Origin of the sequence: Devosia sp. 1635 (genome assembly GCF_013185955.1) — a bacterium.
Classification (GTDB): domain Bacteria; phylum Pseudomonadota; class Alphaproteobacteria; order Rhizobiales; family Devosiaceae; genus Devosia.
This window is the reverse complement of sequence record NZ_JABAOM010000001.1, coordinates 725,491-747,499: the sequence shown is the minus strand read 5'-3', so window position 1 is coordinate 747,499 and position 22,009 is coordinate 725,491. Positions and strand designations below refer to the sequence as shown.

The following is a 22,009-nucleotide window of genomic DNA, read 5'->3' as shown; positions in this document are numbered from 1 at the left end:
ATGGATTTGGGTTTGCGGGACAAGGTCGCGGTGATCACCGGCGGCACGGTGGGGATTGGGCTGGCGGTGGCCGAGGGGCTGGCGACAGAAGGGGCCAATCTGGTGCTGGTCGGGCGGGATGGGGAGCGCGCCGAGCGGGAAGCCATCCGCATTGCCGAAACCTATGGGGTCATTGTTTCCGCCATTGGCGCCGATGTGGCAACGGCCGCCGGCTGCGAGGCGGTGATCGCCGGGGCCAAGCGCGGCTTTGGCGGGGTCGATATCCTCATCAACAATGCCGGCACCGGCTCCAATGAAACCATCCAGGAGGCCGATGACGCCAAATGGCAGTATTACTGGGACCTGCATGTGATGGCGGCGGTGCGGCTGGCGCGCGGGCTGGTGCCCAGCATGAAGGCGCGGGGCGGCGGGGTCGTGCTGCACAATGCCTCGATCTGCGCGGTGCAGCCGCTTTGGTATGAGCCGATCTACAACACCACCAAAGCCGCACTGATGATGTTCAGCAAGACGCTCTCGACCGAAGTGGTGGGCGACAATATCCGCGTCAACACCATCAATCCCGGGCTGATCCTGACGCCCGACTGGATCAAGACGGCCAAGCAGATCGCCGGCGAAGATGGCTGGGAGGCGCATCTGCAGGGCGTTGCCAACGAGGCCGGGGGCATGAAGCGCTTCGCCAGCCCCGAGGAGCTGGCGAATTTCTTTGTGTTCATGTGCTCGGACAAGGCCAGCTATTCGACGGGCTCGACCTATTTCGTCGATGGCGGCTGGCTGAAGACGGTTTAGGCGCGGGGGCTGCGCGACGTGGGCTAAGCCCACGCGCGGGGGCGTTTGCGCCGGATCAGCCCGTCTGGACCAGCCGGGTGCGGAGCAGTTCGCCACTGTCGCTGAGGATGGAATAGGCGATGCCGGTCAGCAGGGAGTTGATCCGGCGCAGGGCGTGCACGGTTTCAAGGTGCAGGTCGCTCGACTGGATGCTGGTGGGGTTGCCGTCGCGCATGCGGCTGAAATGCTGCTCCATGCTGCGCCGCTCGAGCACGCCGATCTCGTCCTTCTCCGCCACGAGCTGGCGGGCCGAATCGGTGTCCTCGGACACAAGCACATTGAAGGCCAGTTGCATGTTGCCCAGCACGCGCGCATGCAGGTCCGTCAGCTCGTTCCAGCCCTGGGACGAAAAGGCGAGGCGCCGCTCCTGCTTTTGCTCGGCGAGCTTGAGCAGCTGCTTGACGATGATGTCGCCGGCCTGTTCGAGGCTGATGGCGAAATTGGTCAGGTCCTTGGCGCGGCGGGTCTGGGCGGCGTCCATTTCCTCCCATTCAAGGCGCGTGAGGAACAGCTTGATCTCACGATTGGCCTGATCGACCTCGGACTCGAGCGCCTTGATGCGGCGGATGGCTGTTTTGTCGCAGCTTTGGAAGATTTCCATCACCGGCTGGAGCATGACCTCGACCGTTTCGCTCATGCGCAGCAATTCGCGCGTGGCGCTGGCGAGCGCGGCATCGATGTTGCCGGTAGGGGTCGAGAGCAGAGCGTTGCTGCGCAGCCGCGCGACATTGAGCTCGCCTTCGACCGGCGCTTCGCTGATGAAGCGTTCGGTCAGGCGGGCAACAAGGCCGGTTAGCGGCAAACCCAGCACCAGAACGGCGAAGTTGAAGCCGATATGGAGGATGCTGGCCTGGAGGCCGACACTGCCTGGAATAGCGTCAAGCAGATGGGGCAGCAGCTGGACCAGCAACAGAACGAGGATCGCAGCGCCGCCGCGGAATGCCAGCGCGCCAACAGCGATGCGGCGGGCCCGCACATCGGCGGCCCGGGTCATGCTCCAGGAGATCAGCGTGCCGCCCAGATTGGCGCCGAGCACAAAGGCGGTGGCCACTTCGAGCGGGATAAGGCCGGTGGCGCCAAAGGAGATGATGACGAGAACGCTGGCGACGGAGGAATAGGACGCCCAGGTGATAAGCGCGGCGACAAGGAAACCGGTCCAGAGATCGCCCTGCAGATAGGTGATGACCGAGCCCAGCGCGCGGCTGTCGCGCCAGGGGGCGGTGGCTTCCCCCACCATTTGCAGCGACAGGAGCACAAAGGCGATGCCCAGCACCATGCGGCCGAGCTGCTTGGTGCCGCGGCTTTGGCCGCGCAGGAACAGCATGCCGCCGATGATGATCAGCGGGGGCATGAGGAGGGTGAGATCAAAGGACAGGATGCTGGCCACGAGCGCCGAGCCGAAATAGGCCCCCAGCATCAGTGCGAGGCCCGTGCCGCCTTCGAGGAGCCCGCCGGCAGCAAAGCTCGAGGCGAGCGCGGCAACGGCAGTGGAGCTTTGCAGGGCAACGGCCATGGCAGTGCCGGCAGCGGCGGCGCCGATGCGGCTTTTGTTGGCGTAAGCCAGCAAACGCTTAAGCTGGGGCGAATAGGCGCGCTCAACCGCGGTCCGCACCATGCGCACTGCCCAGAGCAGCAGCACGATGGCGGCTACCAGATGCACTGCGATGAAATACAAACGACGCCTCCTTGAGCGGCCAAATGGCCAGCCCCTATGATGTTCACATGAACCCCAGTGATGCAACTGCTTGGGGCAAAACCGCGAATGACGCTGTGCGCTGTCATAAAACGGTTAGGTGCTCCAACTAGAAGCCTAAGCAGGCTGCAGCAAGGCCATCAACCCCCCTTCTTGAATGTTCAAATGAGCATTTCAGTTTGCAAAGGAAGAATCGATGCTATCAAGTGGTGCCAAGCTTGGGACGAAAAGCTCCCAGCGCAATAACATGGGAGTGAGCATGTTCAAAAACGCTTTGCTGTTGTCTGCAGGACTGGTCGCCGTGATGTCGGCAACACCGGCCTATGCTCAGACCGAAATCACCTGGTGGCACGCCATGAGCGCCGAACTCGGCGAAAAGCTCGAGGAAGTGGCGCAGGGCTTCAATGAAAGCCAGACCGAGTACAAGGTCACGCCCGTCTTCAAGGGCACCTATCCCGAAACGCTCAATGCCGCAATCTCGGCATTCCGCGCCAACGAGCAGCCCGCCATCGTGCAGGTTTATGAAGTTGGCACCGGCACGATGATGGCTGCCCAGGGCGCCGTTTATCCCGTGCACCAGCTGATGACCGACAAGGGCGAGCCGTGGGATCCGAGCGCCTTCCTGCAGCCAGTTGTCGGCTATTATTCGGACACCGAAGGCAACATCCTGTCGATGCCCTTCAACTCGTCCACGCCGATCTTCTACTACAACAAGGACGTGTTCGAAAAAGCCGGCCTTGATCCGGAAGTCGCGCCCAAGACCTGGGCGGAAGTGGAAGAATTCTCGCGCAAGATCGTCGATTCCGGCGCAGCCAAGTGCGGCCTGACCACGGCCTGGATCACCTGGATCCACACCGAAAACATGTCGGCTCTGCACGATCAGCCGTTCGGCACGCTCGAAAACGGCTTTGGTGGCGCCGCTTCCGAGCTGACGTTCAACAATGAAGCGGTCGTCAAGCATTGGGGCAATCTCAAGAAGTGGGCTGACGAAGGCCTGTTCCAGTATGGCGGCCCGGTGGGCGGCAACGATTCGCAGCCCAAGTTCGTGGCGCAGGAATGCGCGATGTTCATGAACTCCTCGGCTGGCCGCGCTGGCGTGATCCGCAATGCCGTGGACTTCGAAGTCGGCTTTGCGCCCCTGCCCTATTATGACGACCTGATCGACGAGCCCAAGAACTCGATCATCGGTGGCGCCACCTTGTGGGTGCTGAACGGCAAGTCCGACGAAGTGTATTCGGGCGTCGCCAAGTTCTTCACCTATCTGAGCCAGCCCGAAGTGCAGGCCGATTGGCACCAGTTCACCGGCTATCTGCCGATCACCACGGCAGCCTATGAGCTGGGCCAGGAGCAGGGCTACTACGCCAAGAACCCGGGTTCAGACATCGCCATCGAGCAGATCATGCGCGGCACTCCCACAGCCAACTCCAAGGGCGTGCGCTTCGGCAACCTGACCCAGGTCCGCGATGCCGTGGACGCCGAGTTCGAGGCCATGCTGGCCGGCCAGAAGACCGCCCAGGAAGCACTGGACAGCGCCGTGGAGCGCGGCAACGCCATCCTGCGCGATTTCGAAGCCAACAACAGCTAATCCGCTACCGTCAGGAAGACCCGCGCCAATGGTGCGGGTCTTCATCCGAGGCCCAGCCAGCGAGCCCCAATGCAGTCCAAACGCACGATTTTCCCCAACAAACTGCTGCCTTACGCGCTGCTGGCGCCGCAGCTGATCATCACCATCATCTTCTTCCTGTGGCCCGCGGCCCAGGCAGTCCGGTCGAGCTTTGAACGCGAAGATCCGTTCGGCTTCCGAACCACCTTTATCTGGTTCCAGAACTATACCCGGCTGTTTGCCGACCCCGGCTATCTGCGCGCGGCCTCCAACACGGCGGTGTTCGCAGTCGGCGTCACCATCCTCTCGATGGGCGTGGCGCTGTTGCTGGCTGTGGCGGTTAACCGGCTGTTGCGCTCGGGCAAGTTCTACACCACGCTCCTGGTCTGGCCCTATGCGGTGGCGCCGATCGTTGCGGGTATCCTGTGGTGGTTCATGTTCAACCCCACGATCGGCATCGTGCCCTATCTGCTGGATGCGTTCGGTTATCGCTGGAACCACCGGGTGAACGGCAACGACGCCATGATCCTCGTGATCATCGCGGCCAGCTGGAAGCAGATTTCCTATAACTTCCTGTTCTTCGTGGCGGGTCTGCAATCGGTGCCGAAATCACTGATCGAGGCGGCCGCTATCGATGGCGCCGGCCCGTTCAAGCGGTTCTGGACCATTGTGTTCCCGCTGCTGTCGCCGACGACCTTCTTCTTGATGATCGTCAACATCAATTACGCCATGTTCGACACTTTCGGCATTATCGACGGCACCACCGCCGGCGGCCCTGCGGGCGCCACCAACACGCTGGTGTACAAGGTTTATGCCGACGGCTTTGTTGGCCTCAATATCGGCTCGTCGGCGGCCCAGTCCGTGCTGCTGATGCTGATCGTTATCGCTTTGACCGTCGTCCAGTTCCGCTGGGTCGAACGGCGCGTGCAATACTAGGAGGCCGGTCATGGTCGAAAACAGGCCTTTCCTCAATATCCTCACGCATCTGCTGCTGATCGTCGGCGTTGCCGTGGTGGCGTTCCCGGTCTACCTGGCTTTCATCGCCTCCACCCATGGCGCGGACGCGTTCTCGCGTGGGCTGGCGCCCATGCTGCCCGGGCCGCATATGATCGACAATTATGCGCGGATGCTCACCAACGGCCTGTCTTCGGCCGGGGCGCCGCCGGTCTGGATGATGCTGATCAATTCCACGATCATGGCGCTGACCATCGCCATCGGCAAGATCGCCATCTCGATCATCTCGGCCTATGCGATCGTCTACTTCAAGTTCCCGTTCCGCCTGCTCGCCTTCTGGATGATCTTCATCACCCTGATGCTGCCGGTGGAAGTGCGCATCATGCCCACCTTCAAGGTGGTGGCGGATCTCGGGATGCTCAACAGCTATGCCGGTCTCACCATTCCGCTGATCGCTTCGGCGACCGCGACGTTCCTCTTCCGCCAGTTCTTCCTGACTATTCCCGATGAACTGATGGAAGCGGCGCGGGTGGATGGCGCGGGTCCGATGAAGTTCTTCCGCGACATCCTGCTGCCCCTCAGCCGGACCAATATCGCCGCGCTATTCGTGATCCTCTTCATCTATGGCTGGGTGCAGTATTTGTGGCCGCTGCTGGTGACCACCGACACCGGCTATTACACCATCGTCATGGGCATCAAACGGCTCGCGGCCAGTGCCGACACCGATCCGTACTGGAACCTCGTCATGGCAGCGGTGATGCTGGCCATGCTCCCTCCAGTGCTCGTTATCCTTCTCATGCAGCGCCTGTTCGTCAAAGGCCTGGTCGAAACGGAAAAATAGATATGGCAACCATCAACCTAGTCGACCTGCAAAAGAGCTATGGCGGCGATGTCATGGCGGTCAAAGGCATCAATCTCAGTGTCGCCGATGGCGAGATGATCGTGCTGGTCGGCCCCTCCGGTTGCGGCAAATCCACCCTGCTCCGCATGGTGGCCGGGCTGGAAACCGTCACTTCCGGGCGGATCGAGATCAATGGCCGCGATGTGGTCAAGGCCGAGCCTGCCGAGCGCGACATCGCCATGGTGTTCCAGAACTACGCGCTTTATCCGCATATGACGGTGCGTGGAAACCTGGAATACGGGCTCAAGAACCGCGGCACCCCGCGCGCCGAGATCGACCGGCGCGTCAAGGAAGCCGCTGATATCCTCGAGATCGGGCCAATGCTCGACCGCAAGCCACGGGCATTGTCGGGCGGGCAGCGCCAGCGCGTCGCGATGGGCCGCGCCATTGTGCGCGAGCCATCCGCGTTCCTGTTCGACGAGCCGCTCTCGAACCTCGACGCCAAGCTGCGCGTGCAGATGCGGGTGGAAATCCGCCGCCTGCAGCGCCGGCTCAAGACCACCAGCCTTTATGTGACCCATGACCAGCTCGAAGCCATGACCCTGGCCGACCGGCTGGTGGTGATGAATGGCGGGCTGGTCGAGCAGATCGGCACGCCGACTGAGGTTTATGACCGCCCGGCAACGCTGTTTGTCGCGAGCTTTATTGGCTCGCCGCCGATGAACCTGATCCCCATCGCGGCCCTGGCCGGCGCCGAAGGCTTCCACGCGGGCAATCTGCCGGCGAATACCGACATTGTCGGCCTGCGCGCCGACCAGCTGGTGATCGACAAGCCTGAGGGCGAAACCATTGTGCTCGACGCGGTGGTGGAACTGCTCGAGCCCGTGGGCGGCGAAAGCCATCTGCATGTGCGCCTCGCCGACCAGACGTTGATCCTGCGGGTGCCTGGGCGACCGCAACTGGCCGAAGGGGCGGCGATCAAGCTTTATGCCCCCGCCTCGCTGATCCACCCGTTCAACAGCAGCACGGGTCGGCGCACGGACGCCCTCGCCTGAGATCCAGGCGAGGCAGCGGATCAGGACGACCGCAGAAGGAACGCGCATGACCAACAGCACCCCCAACGGCCCGCAGCGGGACGAAGTGCAGGCCCATCGTGGCGCCTCACTTGCGGCGCCGGAAAACACCATTGCCGCCTTTCGGGCCGCAGCCGACCAGGGCGCTAAATGGGTGGAGCTGGACGTTGCCCTGCTCCAGGACGGCACCCTGGTGGTGATCCACGACGACAGCGTCGACCGGACCACGACGGGCACGGGTTCGCTGGGCGCGTTGAAGCGCAGTGCGTTGGCCGAACTCGACGCAGGCGCCCGGTTCGGGGACGCGTTCAAAGGCGAGCGCATCCCGACGCTCGACGAAGTGCTGGCGGTGCTGGGCGAGCTTGGCGTTGGCGCCAATATCGAGATCAAGCAGCACAAGCACCACCGTTCGCTCGAGCAACTGACCGGAGCTGTGCAAAGCGCCATCGAGGGGTGCCCTGCCCTGCCCCCGATCATGATTTCGAGCTTTGACCCCGCGGCATTGGCAGCAATGCATCGGCTGTTCCCGGAGATGGAGCTAGCAATGCTGTGGAGCAAGCTGCCGGCCGACTGGGCCGAGCAGCTCGCGGCCATTCCGGCGAGCAGCGTGCACCTCGACTACAAGGCGCTCAGCATCGGCTTTCTGGAACAGGCGCGCGAGCGCGGCGTCAAGGTGCGGGCCTGGACGGTCAACGAGCCCGCGGTCCTGGCGTCCTTCTGGCCCGCGGGGCTAACCGGCGTGATCACCGACGACCCGAAGGTGTTTCTAGGCTAGTGCGTGATGGGGTTGAACATGCTGTCGGGCCGACAACGCGACATTCTTGCTCGCATTGAAACCGAAGGGGCTCAGTATATCGAGACCCTGGCTGCCCGCTACCGCGTGACGACGCAAACAATCCGCCGCGACATCAACACACTTTGCGATCTGGGCTTTGCCCGGCGCTTCCATGGCGGCGCCGATGTGCCGGTGGAAGCCCATAATATCTCGGTGCATGCCCGGGTGGCGCAGAACAGCGGCGCCAAGCAACGCATTGGCAAGCGTATCGCGGCGGCGATCGAGCCGGGCTCAACCGTGTTCATGGGCATTGGGAGTACGGTGCAATATGTGGCCGAGGCGATGCGCGAGCACCAGGGGGTCACCGTCGTGACCAACAATATCGATGTGGCGCTGACGCTGTGTAATGCGTCCCAGATCGAGGTGCATCTCACCGGCGGGCTGTTGCGGCACAATGACCGCGACGTGGTGGGCGCCGATGTGCTGCGGTTTTTCGAGAAGTTCTATGCGTCCTATGCCGTGATCGGCGCGGGCGCCCTGCATCCCAGCAATGGGGTGCTGGACTTCAGCTATAGCGAGGCGCAGATCACCTCAACGCTGGTGGAAAATTCGCGTCTGAGTTTTCTGGCGGCAGATGCCAGCAAGTGGACGCGCGAGGCGGCGGTCAAGGTGGTGCCGTTCAGCAAGATTACCTGCCTGTTCACGGACCGGTTGCCCGACGGCGGGGTGGCGCAGAGCCTCGGCGCCTTCGGCACCCAGGTGGTGCTGTGCGACGAGGTTCTGGCCTGATCGGAATGGCTGGGCCCCGCCGAAAACGGTCGGCCCGCCGGAAGAACTAGCCGAGGTGCTTGGACACCAGGGCTGTCATCTCGAACATGGTGACGGTATCCTTGCCGCCGAACACGGTCTTGAGCTTGTCATCGGCCTTGATGTTGCGCTTGTTCTGGGGGTCCTGAAGGTCGTTCTTCTTGATGTATTCCCAGACCTTCTTGGTTACGTCAGGGCGGGACATCGGGCCTTTGCCGACAATCGGCACCAGGTCGGGACCGACCTCCACAGGCTTGGATAGTCCGGAGTTCGCCTTCTTTTCGGCCATTCATCAGCTCCAATATGTGTCAGCGTTCGGCATAAACGATGGATAAGCGATATTGTTCAAAATAGGCAGAATAGGTCAGAAGGGCGCAGTATAGGGCGGTCTGCCCCTCAGCACCGGATCAGCAAGCTAGTTGCAGCTGCACGCGGAAGCAAGCGCCCGGCAAGGGGCCATCGACGAGTTCGAGCGTGCCGTGCATGCGCTCAACGATTTGCCGGGAAATGGCAAGGCCAAGGCCGGCGCCGCCTTTTTCGGTGAGGCCCCGCTTGCCGCGGCTGAATTTCTCGAAAATGAGCGTGCGCTCCTCGGTGGGAATGCCGGGGCCGTTGTCCACCACCTCGACGGCGTAACTGCCTGAGCGAACAGCGGTTTGTACCCGCACAACGGGCGCGGGCGCGTTGTTGTAGCGGATGGCGTTGATGATGAGATTGATGAAGACCTGGCAGAGGCGATCGGCGTCGCCTTCGACCAGCGCGGCGGGAGCGCGCTCGCCCAATTCGAGCCGGACGCCATGCTGGCGCAGGGCGGCTTCGCACACCACCAGCGCGCGATCGAGCGCCGCCTGGGGATCGGTGGGCGTGTTTTCCCAGGCGCGTTCGCCGCGCTCAAGGGCGCTGAGATCGAGGATTTCGTCGAGCAGCTTGGTCAGGCGCAGCGATTCCTGGTGGATGGTCCCGACGAAGTGCTGGCGCTGGCGCTCGCTGATGTCGGGCTCTTCGAGCAGGATTTCGGAAAAGGAGCGGATGGAGGTCATGGGGGTGCGCACTTCGTGGCTGACCTGGCTGAGGAAATCGTCCTTGCGGATATCGAGTTCGCGCAGGCGCCCATTGGCGTCTTCGAGCTGGCGGGCGGTGGAGCGCAGCTCGGCTGAGGTGAGCTCGAGCTGCTGGGAATATTCAATGACCTGCTGGGTTTCGTCCGCCATCTGCATCATTTCCTCCAGCGAAATGTCGCTGCCCGAGACGACCTTGGAGAGCATCACATGGGCGGAAGCGGCGCCGATGGAGCCTGCGAGCTCCCGCTCGAGCCGGCCGATGAATTCGGGGGTGGGATCGAGCTGGTCCGCCTCGACGCCGGCTTCGCGAGCGGCGGTTTCAAACAGCGCTGCGGCGCGGCGCTCGCCCAGGACGCGTTCGGCGACAAAGTAAAGATCGTTGGCCGTGGCCGAGCCCAGAACAAAATTGCCGCGGGCGTGCTGGCCTCGCTTGAACACGTCGAGGAAGACGCTGGCCTGGAGGCGCTCAAGGGCTGACTGACGGGTGAGGAGCGAGACGATGGTCAGGGTGAGGACGTTGACAGTGAGGCTCCAGAAGGCGGCATGGGCCAGCGGGTCCCAGCCATCCAGCCCGAACATGGCCTCGGGGCGCAGCCAGGATATGCCCCAGGGCCCCTCGGCCAAAAGCATGGCGACGGCGGGAGAAACGGACTCAAAGGACGGCAGGAAGCTGCACCAGACCCAGAAGACAAAGCCCAGCGCGATGGCAGAGGTCGCGGCCTTGAGCGAGGCTTCGCGCCAGAACAGGGCCGCGAGCACGGCGGGGAAGAACTGGGCGATGCCGGTGAAGGAAATGAGGCCAATGGGCGCCAGGGCGTCGGAGTCGCGGGTGAAAAAGAAGTAGAAAAAGCCCAGCGACAGGATCAAGACGATCGAGACGCGCCGGGCATTGAGCAGGAGCCGCGTGACCCCCTGCCCGTCCCCGCTGCTGCCGGCACTGAAGCGCAGGATCAGCGGCATGAGGATGTGGTTGGACACCATGATCGAAAGCGCAATGGACTCAAGGATGATCATGGAGGTGGCGGAGGAAAAGCCGCCGATAAAGGCGAGGAGCGCCAAGCCATCCTGGCCAAAGGCCATGGGCAGGGTCAGGGCGAACATGTCGGGGTTGGAGCCTGCGGGCATGGTGGTGAGCCCGAACACCGCAATGGGCAGGATGAAGAGGCTCATCAACAGCATATAGGCGGGGAAGGCCCAGCTCGCGACGCGCAGATGGTTCTCGTCGGAGTTCTCGACCACGGTGACCTGGAACTGCCGGGGCAGGCAAACAATCGCGGCAACCGAAAGGGCAAGCGTGGTCAACCAGCGGCTATCAAAGGTGTTGGCGGCATCGACGGCGACGCCCAACTCGGCCGCCCGGCTGAAGATGGCCTCAAAGCCACCGCCGACATAAACCACGAAAATGCCAACGGTCAGGAGCGCGGCGAGCTTGACCACGGCTTCAAAGGCAATGGCGGCGACGACGCCGTGGTGCTGCTCCTTGGCGTCCACATGGCGGGTGCCAAAAAGGATGGTGAAGAGCGCCATGCCCGCCGCGATGCCGAGCGCGAGGCCGACATCATCGATGCCGGCGAGGCTCCCCTGCCCGAACTCGGAGGCCCCGGCGACGGCCTGGATGGACGAGGTCACCGCCTTGAGCTGGAGCGCGATATAGGGGGCGATGCCGACCACGGCGATGCAGGTGACGAGCACGGCAAGGCGGTTGGATTTGCCGAAGCGCGAGGACAGCAGATCGGCCACGGAGGTGATGCGCTGATGGTGGCTGATGCGCACGAGGCGGCGGAGCAGGAACCACCAGCCCACGAAAACGAGCGTGGGGCCAAGATAAATGGTGAGGAATTCGAGGCCGCTGCGGGCGGCATTACCGACGGCGCCGTAGAAGGTCCAGCTGGTGCAATAGACCGAGATGGAGAGGGTATAAACAGCGGGGGAATGGAGGAACGAGCGCTGGTTGGCGCGGGCGCGGCGATCACCCAGATAGGCCAGCACGAAGAGCAGTCCGACATAGCCGATAGCCGTGGCAATCACGAAATCGGCCGACAGCATCAGCGTTCACCCTCGCCGGCATCGGGGTCGGCCGGCTCGGGCGGAAGCGCGCCGGCGAGCAAGGCGGTGCCGATAATCAGGGCCAGCCAAAGGGCGAACAGGTAAAAGACGATCTGGGGGATGCCGAAATGGGCGATGTCCTGGTTGAACACATAGACCAGCGGGGGCAGCATCAGCATGGCGCCCAGTATGGTGAGCACCAGCATGGCCGGGATGAGCCTAGAGCGGTCCACCGGGCTCGCCCAGCAATTGCCTGACCGCGCCCACCACCTCGGCATTGGCATAGGGTTTGGTGACGAAATCACTGGCGCCCAGTTCGGCGGCAATGCGACGGTCCTGCTGCTGGCCCTTGGCGGTCAGGATCAGCACCGGCAGGTGCTCGGTATCGGCATTGGCGCGGATATGCTTGAGCACCTCAAAGCCCGAGCGCTTGGGCAGCATGACGTCGAGCACCAGGATGCGCGGGCGCAGGCGGCGCACCGCCTCTAGCGCCGCATCACCGTCGGTCACGGCGCTTATTGTCCAGCCGGCGCGCCGCAGAATGAAATCGAGCGATTCCAGAATGCTCGGTTCATCCTCGGCAATGACAATATCGATTGCCAAAGTCCCCCCTTACCTGCGGTCTCCCCTCCGCAAGTTCATGCACTAAAGCGCAATCACGCCGGATCGCCAAGGCCAAACTGGTGTGGCAGCAAGGGCGCGCGATCCGGAGCCGTGCTGCCGCCGGGGGCAAGAGGTTCTTCCTGCCGGCTGGCGCAGTCACGACGGGTGCACAGGCGACAGGCGGGCCCGACGGGAATATCGGCGGCCGGGTTAGAGAGATCGAGCCCGGCGCCATAGACCGTGCGATCGGCATGAAGCACGTCGCAGGCGAGCATCACCGAGGAGATGGCGGGTTGTTCGCGATAGGACCCGGCGCGGCGCTGCACCGTGCGGGCAAGAAACAGGTAACGGGAGCCATCGGAAAAGCGGACGACTTGGCGCAGCAGCGCCTCAGGGGTGCGGAAGGCGCCATAGATGGCCCATAGCGGGCAGGCATGGCCGCTATTGGGCAGCAGGAGGCCAGGCAGGGGAAAATGCTTGGTGAGCCGCCCGGCCGGATCGGAGCGCAGGAAGCCGAAGGGGATGCCCTCCTGCCCCGGCCGGCGCAGGGTCACGAGGCGATGGGCGACTTGCTCATAGCTGGCGTTGAAGCTCTGGCGGAGGTGATCGAGGTCATAGGCGCAGCTTTCGGCGCGCTGCAGCATCTGCCCATAGGGGAAAACGATGGCCCCGGCCAGATAGGAGCCGACGGCGCGGGCGGCGAGGCGCCGGGCTGTGGGCGTGGATAGCAGCGCATTTTGCAGGGTGAGCGCGATGGCATCGGGAGCGGCCAGTTCCCCATACAGGCGGGCCAGCTGGAACTGGCGCGTTGCGAGGGTGGAGGCACCGGCAAACCACATCCGGCGCGTTGCCGCATCAAAGCTGTATTGACCGGGAAAGCCTGGCTCGGGCGGCGGGCCGCCAGCCGTAACCTCAATGCCGAAGCGGGTGGCGAGCAGGGTCGTCAAGGTGGCGGGGCCAAAGGAGCCGGCGCGCTCGAGCTGGGCCCGCAAGTGCTCGGCCGCCTCTTCGAGCAGCGGGAAATGGTTGTGCTGCTCGATGATGAGATCGTCGATTTCACGCGCCGGCGAGCCGCTGCGCCGGCTTTCGCTCGCGGTTTCGAACTGGCCGATAAGGTTGCGCGCGACTTCCGAAAGGGTGCGCGCTTCCCGCCCAATGGCAGCAAGGAACTGGCGCCGCTCGGCCTCATCGAGATCCCCAACATCTTCAAGAATTTCGGCGCTGGAGCGCACGGCGGTGATGCCTGAAAGGATCTGGTGGAGCAATTCCCCCAGCAGGGGGTCCGAGCGCAGCCGATCGGCATAGGCATCGGCATTGGACTGGGCGGTGGCATAGGCGCGATGCAGCCGCGCGAGAGCGGTGGCGCTGGCGGGATATTGGGCGACGAGTTCGCGCCGCTCATCGGGCCGGAAGGGCAGCGACTCAAGCAAGGGATCGGCATGGGCTTCCTCGAGCTCCTGGAGCAGCTTTTGCTCGGTACGCCCGGCGAGTTCATCGATATCGATCTGCAACTGGGCCGCGACCCGGTTCAGCAGCGCCCCGCCGATGTCGCGCTTGTTGTTTTCGATGAGGTTCAAATAGCTCGGCGAAATACCAAGGCTGCGGGCCAGGGCTGCCTGCGAAATCTTGAGCGATTTCCGCCGGTTGCTGATGCGAAACCCGATCGGCGCCCGCATGCCCTCCCCTCCCCTTGTAAATTGATTGACTGGTTATCGGCCCAGCCTGATCAACAATTTACAGAATAGCGCTGCAATAACAATGCACTATTGCTGTCGTTTTACTGAGGTGGAAATATTCACCGGCGGTGAGCGGCTGGCTATGCATCAGTTGCCCCGCGCCAAAAGGAGGAACACCAATGACACTTCTCAAGCGTGGCCTGTCCCGCCGCAGGGTTTTGCAGACCGGCCTGGCCGGCATAATCGCCACGGGCGTCGCCCCCGCCATTTTCACCCGCGGCGCCTGGGCGCAGGAATTCTGCAACAATCCAACGGGCGACACCGTCACCTTCGGGCTCAACCTGCCGCTGACCGGCGCTTATGCCGAAGAAGGCGCGGACGAGCAGAAGGCCTATGAACTGGCCGTCAAGCACCTCAATGGCGAAGGCGACGGTGGGCTTGTGGCCATGCTCAAGCCCACCGCACTCAAGGGCAATGGCATTTTGGGCAAGAAGGTCGCGTTCGTGACCTCGGACAGCCAGACCAAGGCCGATGTGGCCCGCGCCGGCGCCACCCGCATGATCGAGCGCGACGGCGCCATCATGGTCACGGGCGGCTCGTCCTCGGCCGAAGCCATTGCCGTGCAGGGCCTGTGCCAGGAAATGGGCGTCATCTTCATGGCGGGCCTCACCCATTCCAACGACACCACCGGCAAGGACAAGCGCCGCTACGGCTTCCGCCATTTCTTCAATGCCTACCAGTCTGGCGTGGGTCTCGCCCCGGTGCTTGGCCAGGAATATGGCGCCGACCGGCGCGCTTATCACCTGACGGCCGATTATACTTGGGGCTGGACGCAGGAAGAATCGATCAAGAACGCCACCGAGGCGCTGGGTTGGCAAACGGTGCAGGCCGTGCGCACCCCGCTGGGGGCTGCCGATTTCAGCCAGTATCTGACGCCGATCCTCAATTCGGGCGCCGATGTGCTGATCCTCAACCACTATGGCACGGACATGGTCAATTCGCTGACCCAGGCGGTGCAGTTCGGCATGCGTGACCGGCAGGCCAATGGCAAGGACTTCCAGATCGTCACCCCGCTGATTTCCGAGCTGATGGCCAAGGGCGCGGGCGAAAGCGTCAAGGGCATTTTCGGCACCTCGAACTGGCACTGGAACCTGCAGGATCCGGGCACGCAGGCCTTCACCAAGTCTTTTGGTGCCGCCTATGGCTCCCCGCCATCGCAGGCCGCGCACACCGCCTATGTGCAGGCGCTGCTTTATGCCGATGCGGTGGAGCGTGCGGGGACATTCTATCCGCCAGCGGTGATCGCGGCGCTGGAAGGCTTCGAGTTCGACGGCATGGGCAATGGTCCGACCCTGTATCGCGCCGAAGATCACCAGTGCATCAAGAACGTGCTCGTGGTGCAGGGCAATCAAAGCCCGACCAGCCAATTCGACGTGCTCAACATCGTCCAGGAAATTCCGCGCGCCGATGTGGCTTACGATCCAGCGATGTTCGGCGGCGATCTTGGGCCGGCCGAGCCGGCGCCGATCTGCGCTTAGCCAAGTTTCCCCGCGCCACTCCCCCCGTGGCGCGGGTTTTTTGTTCAGAAGAGCTCATCCAAAGCCTGTTGACGGGTGAGGCGCGCCACTAGGCCGCGAGCCACGTCCTCGTGGTTCGACAGGCTCACCATGAGGACTACTGCGGATGCCGCCGAGTTCGAGAACCAGACCATGATCGACGTGATATTCCTGCAGTTCCTCAATGGGCTCGACAAAGGCGCCGCTTACGCGCTGATCGCGCTGGGGCTCACCCTGGTGTTCGGCACGCTGGGGGTGGTCAACTTCGCCCACGGCGCGCTGTTCATGCTGGGGGCCTTTTGTGCCGTGCTGTTCCGGCAGTTCCTGACGCTGGAAACAGTAACGGTCGACCCCACCAAGCTTTCGCCCTGGGGCACGCCGCTCGAAGTGCGCGAGCCGCTGGTGCAGGCCTGGTTCGGCGATTGGGGTGCGGTGCTGGTGAACTATTCGGTGCCGGTGTCGATCATTGTCACCATCCCCATCATGCTGGTGATCGGGGTGGCGCTTGAGCGCGGCATCATCAAGCACTTCTACAAGCGTCCCCATGCCGAGCAGATCCTTGTGACTTTTGGTCTGGCGATTGTGGCGCAAGAGCTAATCAAAGCGTTTTTCGGCCCCAATCCCATTCCCCAGCCAATGCCCACCGATCTGCGCGGCGCCGCCGATATCGGGGCGTTCCTCGGCATGCAGGCCGGGGTGATCACCTACCCGATCTGGCGGCTGATCTATTTCCTGTTCTCGGCGGCGATCATCGGGGCGGTGTTTGCTTTCCTGCAGTTCACCACTTTCGGCATGGTGGTGCGCGCCGGCATGGCCGATCGCGAAACCGTGGGCCTGCTCGGGATCGATATCGACCGGCGCTTCACCATCATGTTCGGGCTGGCGGCGGTGGTCGCGGGGCTGGCGGGGGTGATGTACACGCCGCTGCTGCCGCCGAACTACCATATCGGCATGGACTTCCTCGTGCTCAGCTTCGTGGTCGTGGTCGTGGGTGGCATGGGCTCCCTGCCGGGCGCGGTGGCCGCGGGGTTCCTGCTCGGAATCCTGCAATCCTTTGCCTCGATGACGCAGGTGAAGGCCCTTATTCCCGGCATCGACCAGATCATCATCTACCTGGTTGCCGTCGTAATCCTGTTGGTATTGCCGCGTGGGCTGTTTGGCCGCCGTGGCGTGATGGAGGGTTGAGATGCGCGCCATGTCCCGCAACGACCTGCTGCTGTTTCTGGGCTTTTCGGCGGCCGTGCTGCTGATGCCGATCTGGATGCAGCCCTTTGGCGCCGCTTATCCCGACCTGCTGCAACGCTTCATGATCTTTGCCATCTTCGCGGTGGGGTTCAACATCCTCTTCGGGCTGACGGGCTATCTCAGCTTCGGGCATGCCGCGTTTTTCGGCGTCGGCTCCTATGCGGCGGTGTGGTCGTTCAAGCTGCTGAGCCTCGATGCTATCCCAGCGCTGGTGTTTGCCATCGTGGTCTCGGGCGTGTTTGCGCTGCTGATCGGCTATGTGAGCCTGCGGCGCTCGGGCATCTACTTTTCCATCCTGACGCTCGCTTTTGCGCAGATGAGCTATAACCTCGCTTATTCCGTGCTAACCCCGATTACCAATGGTGAAACCGGGCTGCAGCTGACGCTGGGCGATCCCCGCCATCTTGATGCTGCGATCGGGCAGAGCAGTGTTGGCCAGCCGGTGCCGACGCTGCTGGGCCAGTCGCTGGGTGGGTTTGCCGGTTTCTACTTCTGCGCGGGCTTCTTGATCCTGGCGTTCTTCCTTGCCCAGCGCATCACCGGCTCGCCCTTTGGCATGATGCTCAAGGGGATCAAGTCCAACCAGACGCGGATGAACTATACCGGCTTCAACACCAAGCCCTATACGCTGGCGGCTTTCGTGATCTCGGGCATGTATGCCGGGCTCGCAGGGGCTTTGCTGGCCGTGACCGATCCGCTGGCCGGCGCCGAGCGCATGCAGTGGACGGCCTCGGGCGAAGTGGTGCTGATGACCATCCTGGGTGGCGCGGGCACGCTTGTCGGTCCAGTGATCGGGGCCTGGCTGATCAAATATTTCGAGAACATCTTTTCGGCGATCAATGATTCGGTGCTGCGCCGCTTCTTTGGTTTCCTGCCTGACGGGGTTGCAGAGGGATTCGTGACGGTCACCAGCAAGTTCGTCGGGGAAGGCTGGTTCCTGACCCTAGGGCTCGTTTTCGTGCTGATCGTCGTGTTCCTGCCCGGCGGGATCATGGAAGGGGTGCGCCGGATCGCTGGGTTATTCAACCGCTCGCGTCCCTCGCCCACCGTGCCTGGCAAGCCCCTCCGGCAAGCGCAACCGGCTGAATGAGGACGCCAGCGATGACCACACCCAATGTCGTTCTTCACGTTGCCGATGTGCACAAGCGCTTCGGGGGCCTGCATGCCCTGGCCGATATCGATTTGCAGGTCGAGGAAGGCCAGACCCACGCCATTATCGGGCCCAATGGCGCGGGCAAATCGACCCTGCTCAATGTGATCATCGGCAAGCTCGCACCTTCGAGCGGCCAAGTGGTGTTCGATGGCGCGGTGCTGACGGGGCGCAAGCCTTATCAGATCAACCAGCTCGGCATCGCCCGGGTGTTCCAGACCCCCGAGATCTTCGCAGATCTGAGCGTGCTGCATAATGTGATGATCCCGGCGCTGGCCAAGCGCGATGGCGCGTTCAAGCTCAACCTCATGCGCTCGCTCGACAGCGAAACGGCCATCCGCGATGAAGCCGAGCACATGCTGGAGGATGTCGGCATGCATAGCCGGCGAGAGATGGCGGCGGGAAGCCTGAGCCGTGGCGACAAGCGGCGCATGGAACTGGCGATGTGCCTGATCCAGCATCCCCGCCTGTTGCTGCTCGATGAACCCACTGCCGGCATGAGCCGGCACGACACCAATACCACGATCGAGCTGCTGCAAAAGATCAAGGCGCGGGGCATGACCAAGGTGATTATCGAGCACGACATGCATGTGGTGTTTTCGTTGGCCGACAAGATTTCGGTGCTGGCGCAAGGTCGCATCATCGCCGATGGCACGCCCGACCAGGTGCGCGGCAATCCTAAAGTTCAGGAAGCCTATCTGGGGGGAGCGCACGCATGAGCACGATCACTCTCGAGGGACAAAAGACGCGCGTTGCCCAGGCCGCGGCGGTGGAAACCACCCGCCCATTCTTTTCCGTGCGCGACCTGCACGCCTATTACGGCGAAAGCTATATCGTCCAGGGCGTGTCGCTGGATGTGCGCAAGGGCGAAATCCTGGCGCTGCTGGGGCGCAATGGGGCGGGCAAGACTTCGACCCTGCGCACGATTGCCCGGACCGACAATCCCCAATTGCGGCAAGGCGAAATCTGGCTGGATGGTCAGCCCATCCACCAGATGAAGTCGTTCCAGGCCGCGCGCGCCGGTATTCAGCTCGTACCCGAAGACCGGCGCATCATTGCCGGGCTGACTGTCGAGGAAAACATTACATTGGCCAAGGTGGCGCCCGGCAATGGCTGGGGCCTCGAGCAAATCTACCAAAGCTTTCCGCGCCTGGCGGAGCGACGCAAGCAGGAGGGCGTGACGCTATCGGGCGGCGAGCAGCAGATGCTGGCGATCGCCCGGGCGCTGGCGCGTGACCTAAAACTGCTGCTGCTCGATGAGCCTTATGAAGGCTTGGCTCCGGTGATCGTGCAGGAGATCGAACGGATTCTGCATTCAATCAAGCCGCTGGGGATCACGACGATTATTGTGGAGCAGAATGCGATTGCGGCGCTGAACCTGGCGGACCGGGCGGTGATCCTTGATACGGGGGAAACGGTGTTTAGTGGTACGGCGGCCGAAGTGCTCGACAATGCCGAGCTGCGCCAGGAATATCTCGCGATTTAGGCGCTATAGGGCGCGCCGGCAGGACTCTGTCGCTCGCGAGTGCTGTTTGAGCCTGCCGAGGATTACACCGGGGAACCGCGGCGGCGCATCGAAGTTGGAGGGGCAAGGAGTTTTGCCATGCCCACAGCTCAGGAACTCTGGCGCGCGGCGGTTCTGAGCGCCCAGCCCTCTTCCCAGCGCCAATCTCATCCGCCCCATGCGGGCCGCATCTGGCCTTTGGGTGAAGGCGAGCGGCAGCCTGCGCTGTTTGTGCCCAGGAACTTGCCGCAGACACCGGTTCCGCTCGTCGTGTTGCTGCATGGTGCCGGCGGGACCGCTTCGGATATCTTGCCGGTGCTGCAGGAGCATGCCGATGCGCTCAAATTCCTGATCCTGGCGCCGCAATCGCGCGCCCCGACTTGGGATGTGATCGCGCATCAGTATGGGCCAGATGTCCGGCAGATCGACGAGGCGCTGGCAACGGTGTTCAGCACTTTCGCGGTGGATCCCGAGCGTGTTGCCGTGGCGGGTTTTTCCGACGGTGCCTCTTATGCCTTGAGCCTTGGGCTCAGCAATGGGCAGTTGTTCGGGTCAGTCCTCGCATTCTCGCCGGGTTTTCTCGCCCCCAGCCGTGAGGAGGGCAAGCCGCGCATCTTTATCTCCCATGGGCGCCAGGACAATGTGCTGCCGGTCGAGCGCTGCAGCCGCCGCATTGTGCCCGCCCTCGAAGCGGGCGGCTATGAGGTTCGGTATGACGAGTTTACGGGCGGGCATATCGTGCCCAGCAGTGCGGTAAAGGCGGCATTGGACTTGTTCCTGACCCCTTGATGAGGTTGGGTGCGGCAGCAGCGGATCGAGCAGCGACTCGAGGCGCTGAGGCTGCCGATTTGAAGCAATGTTGCAGGCAAGTTGGGCCCGCAACCTGTTGGCCGCGATGGTGTTCCATCACCAGGCGCATGAAAAGGAACTGGTATGTCTGAACGAGCGTCCGTGCTTGCTCCCTTCCGGCACGAGACCTTCCGTTTGCTTTGGCTGGCAACGCTCGCCTCCAATCTTGGCGGGCTGGTGCAGTCGGTTGGCGCCGGCTGGATGATGACCACGCTCACAGACTCCCACAATATGGTAGCGCTGGTGCAGGCCTCGACCACCTTGCCCATCATGATCTTTTCGCTGGCGGCGGGTGCCTTGGCGGACAATTTCGACCGGCGCACGGTGATGATCATTGCCCAATGCGGCATGGCGCTGGTGTCGGTTGCGCTGGCGGTGATGGGCTATCTTGGCTTGCTCAATCCCTGGCTGCTGCTGACATTCACCTTCCTGATCGGCTGCGGCACGGCCCTGTTCAATCCGTCCTGGCAGGCCTCAATGGGCGATATCGTGCCGCGCTCGGACCTGCCAGGCGCGGTGACGCTCAACAGCGTCGGCTTCAACATGATGCGCAGCGTTGGACCGGCGATTGGGGGGCTGATTGTGGCCATTGCCGGGGCAGCGGCGGCGTTTGCGCTCAATGCCGTTTCATATCTGCCGCTGATCGTGGCACTGGGGCGCTGGAAATCGCCGCCGCTCAACACCAAGCTGCCGCGCGAGCGCTTTGGCAGCGCGATGTGGGCGGGCATTCGTTATGTGTCGCTATCTCCCAACCTGACCATTGTCCTCTTTCGTGGGTTGCTGTTCGGGCTGGCGGCTATTTCGGTGCTGGCGCTGCTGCCTTCGGTGGCCAATGAATATGTGGGGGGTGGCGCCTTTGTTTATGGCAGCCTGCTCGGCTTTTTCGGGCTGGGGGCGATTGGCGGCGCGTTTCTGAACGGCGCAATCCGCGAGCGCTACAGCAATGAAACCATTGTGCGGATCGCCTGCGTGGTATTTGCGCTGAGCTGCGCGGGCTTGGGATTCAGCCGGCAACCGGTGCTCAGCCACCTGGCGCTGCTGCCGGCGGGAGCGAGTTGGGTGCTGGCACTGTCGCTGTTCAATGTCTCGATCCAGCTCTCGACACCCCGCTGGGTGGTGGGGCGGGCGCTGTCGCTCTACCAGACCGCAACCTTTGGCGGCATGGCGGCGGGAAGCTGGCTGTGGGGGAGCGTGGCCGATCTTTGGGGGCCGGACTGGTCGCTGGCCAGCGCGGCCCTCGCCTTGCTCGGCTGCGCGCTGATCGGGTTCGTCTTGCCCCTGCCCCAATTCAGCTCGCGCGATCTGACGCCGCTCAACAAGTTCAACGAGCCGGTGCTCCGACTGGAATTACGCCCCCGCAGCGGGCCAGTGATGGTCATGGTCGACTACCAAATCGCCCAGGAAGACGTGGAAGAGTTCCTTGCGCTGATGAATGAGCGCCGCCGCATTCGCCGGCGCGATGGGGCCCGGCAATGGGCGCTGTTGCGGGATCTCGAAAAGCCCGAGATCTGGACCGAAACCTACCATGTGCCGACCTGGATCGATTATGTGCGCCACAATATGCGCCGCACCAAGGCCGATGCCGACAATCTCGAGAAACTGCGCGCCCTGCATCGTGGGGAGAACCCACCACTGGTGCATCGGCTGATCGAACGGCAAACCGTGCCGCTGACCGATGACATGCCGATGCGGCCGGGCCCCCAGATCTGAGTTTTCCGAGGCTTATGCAAGAAAGCCGCGCCCGTTCA

General features: G+C 63.1%; 20 protein-coding genes. 14 read left to right on the top strand and 6 right to left on the bottom strand.

Annotated features, from left to right (window positions below):
* Positions 1 to 786 carry an SDR family oxidoreductase gene (locus HRU92_RS03705; RefSeq protein WP_172123051.1) on the top strand — a complete coding sequence of 262 codons (786 nt, stop codon included), beginning with the start codon at positions 1 to 3 and terminating at the stop codon, positions 784 to 786.
* A gap of 55 nt (positions 787 to 841) precedes the next feature.
* On the opposite strand, the gene HRU92_RS03700 is transcribed toward HRU92_RS03705, so the two are convergent.
* Entirely contained in the window at positions 842 to 2,500 is a 1,659-nt protein-coding gene (locus tag HRU92_RS03700) for a Na/Pi cotransporter family protein (RefSeq protein ID WP_172123050.1), read from the bottom strand.
* 277 nt (positions 2,501 to 2,777) lie between these two features.
* Here HRU92_RS03700 and ugpB point away from each other — a divergent pair, with 277 nt between their 5' ends.
* From ugpB to HRU92_RS03670, 6 genes are all read left to right on the top strand, one after another.
* Positions 2,778 to 4,103 carry a sn-glycerol-3-phosphate ABC transporter substrate-binding protein UgpB gene (gene ugpB / locus HRU92_RS03695; protein WP_172123049.1) on the top strand — a complete coding sequence of 442 codons (1,326 nt, stop codon included), beginning with the start codon at positions 2,778 to 2,780 and terminating at the stop codon, positions 4,101 to 4,103.
* Positions 4,104 to 4,172: 69 nt separating this feature from the next.
* Complete coding sequence (ugpA, locus tag HRU92_RS03690; protein ID WP_127752767.1) at positions 4,173 to 5,057, top strand: sn-glycerol-3-phosphate ABC transporter permease UgpA; 885 nt, start codon at positions 4,173 to 4,175, stop codon at positions 5,055 to 5,057.
* 10 nt (positions 5,058 to 5,067) lie between these two features.
* Positions 5,068 to 5,916 (top strand): sn-glycerol-3-phosphate ABC transporter permease UgpE, encoded by an 849-nt coding sequence (ugpE, locus tag HRU92_RS03685; RefSeq protein ID WP_127752766.1) that lies wholly within the window; start codon positions 5,068 to 5,070, stop codon positions 5,914 to 5,916.
* A gap of 2 nt (positions 5,917 to 5,918) precedes the next feature.
* Positions 5,919 to 6,971: a sn-glycerol-3-phosphate import ATP-binding protein UgpC gene (locus HRU92_RS03680; RefSeq protein WP_172123048.1), complete on the top strand. Its 1,053-nt coding sequence runs from the start codon at positions 5,919 to 5,921 to the stop codon at positions 6,969 to 6,971.
* Positions 6,972 to 7,017: 46 nt separating this feature from the next.
* Positions 7,018 to 7,764: a glycerophosphoryl diester phosphodiesterase gene (locus tag HRU92_RS03675; protein ID WP_172123047.1), complete on the top strand. Its 747-nt coding sequence runs from the start codon at positions 7,018 to 7,020 to the stop codon at positions 7,762 to 7,764.
* A gap of 6 nt (positions 7,765 to 7,770) precedes the next feature.
* On the top strand, positions 7,771 to 8,553 hold the full coding sequence (locus tag HRU92_RS03670; protein WP_172124921.1) for a DeoR/GlpR family DNA-binding transcription regulator: 783 nt from the start codon (positions 7,771 to 7,773) through the stop codon (positions 8,551 to 8,553).
* Positions 8,554 to 8,599: 46 nt separating this feature from the next.
* Here HRU92_RS03670 and HRU92_RS03665 read toward each other — a convergent pair whose 3' ends face one another.
* The 5 genes from HRU92_RS03665 to HRU92_RS03645 all read right to left on the bottom strand — a co-directional run bounded on the left by HRU92_RS03665 (position 8,600) and on the right by HRU92_RS03645 (position 13,957).
* Positions 8,600 to 8,860, bottom strand: a complete 261-nt coding sequence (locus HRU92_RS03665; protein WP_127752763.1) for an SWIB/MDM2 domain-containing protein — start codon at positions 8,858 to 8,860, stop codon at positions 8,600 to 8,602.
* A gap of 118 nt (positions 8,861 to 8,978) precedes the next feature.
* Entirely contained in the window at positions 8,979 to 11,678 is a 2,700-nt protein-coding gene (locus HRU92_RS03660; RefSeq protein WP_173087591.1) for a sensor histidine kinase, read from the bottom strand.
* Positions 11,678 to 11,911: a hypothetical protein gene (locus tag HRU92_RS03655; RefSeq protein WP_172123045.1), complete on the bottom strand. Its 234-nt coding sequence runs from the start codon at positions 11,909 to 11,911 to the stop codon at positions 11,678 to 11,680. Before HRU92_RS03655 ends, HRU92_RS03660 begins: the two co-directional genes overlap by 1 nt.
* A complete protein-coding gene (locus HRU92_RS03650; RefSeq protein ID WP_172123044.1) occupies positions 11,898 to 12,281 on the bottom strand; it encodes a response regulator in 384 nt (127 codons plus the stop codon). Before HRU92_RS03650 ends, HRU92_RS03655 begins: the two co-directional genes overlap by 14 nt.
* 53 nt (positions 12,282 to 12,334) lie before the next feature.
* The gene (locus HRU92_RS03645; RefSeq protein WP_172123043.1) at positions 12,335 to 13,957 is read right to left on the bottom strand and encodes an XRE family transcriptional regulator; all 1,623 of its coding nucleotides are present in this window, start codon (positions 13,955 to 13,957) and stop codon (positions 12,335 to 12,337) included.
* 179 nt (positions 13,958 to 14,136) lie between these two features.
* Between HRU92_RS03645 and HRU92_RS03640 the strand changes: the two genes are divergently transcribed.
* From HRU92_RS03640 to HRU92_RS03610, 7 genes are all read left to right on the top strand, one after another.
* Positions 14,137 to 15,495, top strand: a complete 1,359-nt coding sequence (locus HRU92_RS03640; protein WP_172123042.1) for a substrate-binding protein — start codon at positions 14,137 to 14,139, stop codon at positions 15,493 to 15,495.
* 174 nt (positions 15,496 to 15,669) lie between these two features.
* On the top strand, positions 15,670 to 16,698 hold the full coding sequence (locus HRU92_RS03635) for a branched-chain amino acid ABC transporter permease (RefSeq protein WP_172124919.1): 1,029 nt from the start codon (positions 15,670 to 15,672) through the stop codon (positions 16,696 to 16,698).
* 1 nt (position 16,699) lies between these two features.
* Positions 16,700 to 17,848 (top strand): branched-chain amino acid ABC transporter permease, encoded by a 1,149-nt coding sequence (locus HRU92_RS03630; RefSeq protein WP_173087589.1) that lies wholly within the window; start codon positions 16,700 to 16,702, stop codon positions 17,846 to 17,848.
* Positions 17,849 to 17,859: 11 nt separating this feature from the next.
* On the top strand, positions 17,860 to 18,627 hold the full coding sequence (locus HRU92_RS03625) for an ABC transporter ATP-binding protein (protein ID WP_172123040.1): 768 nt from the start codon (positions 17,860 to 17,862) through the stop codon (positions 18,625 to 18,627).
* Positions 18,624 to 19,394, top strand: a complete 771-nt coding sequence (locus HRU92_RS03620; RefSeq protein WP_172123039.1) for an ABC transporter ATP-binding protein — start codon at positions 18,624 to 18,626, stop codon at positions 19,392 to 19,394. The genes HRU92_RS03625 and HRU92_RS03620 overlap by 4 nt, the downstream gene beginning before the upstream one ends.
* A gap of 117 nt (positions 19,395 to 19,511) precedes the next feature.
* On the top strand, positions 19,512 to 20,201 hold the full coding sequence (locus HRU92_RS03615) for an alpha/beta hydrolase-fold protein (RefSeq protein WP_172123038.1): 690 nt from the start codon (positions 19,512 to 19,514) through the stop codon (positions 20,199 to 20,201).
* A 144-nt stretch (positions 20,202 to 20,345) separates the two neighbouring features.
* Positions 20,346 to 21,971 (top strand): MFS transporter, encoded by a 1,626-nt coding sequence (locus HRU92_RS03610; protein WP_172123037.1) that lies wholly within the window; start codon positions 20,346 to 20,348, stop codon positions 21,969 to 21,971.
* Positions 21,972 to 22,009 lie beyond the last annotated feature (38 nt).